The sequence below is a fragment of the Rhodosalinus sp. genome (assembly GCF_041685465.1).
Classification (GTDB): Bacteria; Pseudomonadota; Alphaproteobacteria; order Rhodobacterales; family Rhodobacteraceae; genus Rhodosalinus.
This window is the reverse complement of sequence record NZ_JAWLFS010000130.1, coordinates 7,143-8,533: the sequence shown is the minus strand read 5'-3', so window position 1 is coordinate 8,533 and position 1,391 is coordinate 7,143. Positions and strand designations below refer to the sequence as shown.

General features: G+C 68.4%; 1 pseudogene. It reads right to left on the bottom strand.

The features are described 5' to 3' along the window. Window positions 1-1,093: pseudogene (locus tag ACESL7_RS09870) on the bottom strand (vitamin B12-dependent ribonucleotide reductase); the annotation flags it as partial. Window positions 1,094-1,391: the final 298 nt, after the last annotated feature.

Below are 1,391 nucleotides of genomic sequence, written 5' to 3'. Positions count from 1 at the left end.
AGCCCTGCTTCGCGTAGTCGAGCACCCGCTTGGTGTAGGTCTCGGGGATGCGGTCGCGCTTGGCGGCGCGGATCGCCGTCTTGAGTTGCGGGTTCTTCGCCGGGTCGGCGGCGTCCTCGGCCGCGCCGTCCCAGGCGCCGATGGCGGCGAAGATGTCGTTCAGCCGCGCCTCATGCGCCTTGGAGCCGGCGACGAGGCTCGCCACCTTCTGCTCCTCGACGACCTTCCAGTTGATGAATTCCTCGATGTCGGGGTGATCCACGTCGGCGATCACCATCTTGGCCGCGCGGCGTGTCGTGCCGCCCGACTTGATCGCGCCGGCGGCGCGGTCGCCGATCTTGAGAAAGCCCATGAGGCCCGACGACTTGCCCCCGCCCGAGAGCTTCTCGCCCTCGCCGCGCAGGTGGCTGAAGTTCGTGCCGGTGCCCGAGCCGTACTTGAAGAGGCGCGCCTCGCGCACCCAGAGGTCCATGATGCCGCCCTCGTTCACGAGGTCGTCCTGCACGGACTGGATGAAGCAGGCGTGCGGCTGCGGATGTTCGTAGGCCGAGCGCGCCTTGGTCAGCTCGCCGGTCCGGTAATCGACGTAGTAGTGGCCCTGGCTCGGGCCGTCGATGCCGTAGGCCCAGTGCAGGCCGGTGTTGAACCACTGCGGCGAGTTCGGCGCGGCGCGCTGGGTTGCGAGCATGTGGCGCATCTCGTCGAAGTAGGCGCGCGCGTCCTCCTCGCTGGAGAAGTAGCCGCCCTTCCAGCCCCAGTAGGCCCAGGCGCCGGCCATGCGGTCGAAGACCTGCCGCGCGCTCGTCTCGCCGCCGAAGCCGTCGTTGTCCTCGGCCGGCGCGGCGCGCCACAGGAACTCCGGCACGCCCTCCTCGGCGACGCGGGCGAGCTTGTTGGGCACGCCTGCCTTGCGAAAATACTTCTGCGCGATGACGTCGGAGGCGACCTGGCTCCAGCGGGCGGGCACCTCGACCTCCTCGAGGCGGAAGACCACCGTGCCGTCCGGGTTGCGGATTTCAGAGCTCGTGGTGACGAACTCGATCCCCGCGTAGGCGTCCTGTCCTGCCTCGGTGAACTTTCTCTCGATCCGCATCTGTCGGTGTCCCCGCCTTGTCATTTCGTCGGCCGCAACAGACCGAGCCCCGGCGCACGGCCGATGGTGCCCGCAGCCCGGGCCCTTGTGTTGCGTGTGTTTCGCGGCCCTGCCTCGTCTGCCCTACATATGGTGGCCAGCGCGACCGCCTACACAACCTGACGTATTCGGGACTAGATCGTCAACGCGAATTTTCGACGATGGCCGTGCTTTTTCCGCTTGACCGGACCGGGCGGGCGCGGCGGGCCCCTGCCGCGAGTCGTGGCGCCGAGGCGCAAAAGGTGCGCCGGAAATACAG